This window comes from Mesorhizobium sp. WSM4989, assembly GCF_029625795.1.
In the GTDB taxonomy this organism is placed as follows: domain Bacteria; phylum Pseudomonadota; class Alphaproteobacteria; order Rhizobiales; family Rhizobiaceae; genus Mesorhizobium.
The window spans coordinates 1-266 of sequence record NZ_JARTVN010000039.1; the positions used below are offsets into that span (position 1 = coordinate 1).

The window sequence follows — 266 nt, forward strand, 5'->3', positions numbered from 1 at the left end:
GTGAAAAATAACTTGCACAGTGAACCGGGCGTGTGTATGGTTCTGGGCATGGACGCAGCGAACATCGAAACGGTCAAAGCAGCAGTCAGCCGGATGACGATTGCAGTAGTAACAGCCTTCGCCCAATTGTGGGCGCCTGGCTCATGGGCAACCGACGGCTTAACGTTTCCCTCTCGACTCGAGCGTGCAATTCGCCGGGCAAGCGCAAGCAAGTGACGGGCAGCAGCAAAGGGCTCTACAAGGTATGACCACCACCTTCCGCCGCC

General features: G+C 57.5%; 1 protein-coding gene. It reads left to right on the forward strand.

Translation table 11 applies throughout. The features are described 5' to 3' along the window. Nucleotides 1–216 (forward strand): hypothetical protein (locus tag P9217_RS30225; RefSeq protein ID WP_278088334.1); only part of this gene is annotated, 216 nt, incomplete at its 5' end. Between the last annotated feature and the right edge of the window lie 50 nt (nucleotides 217–266).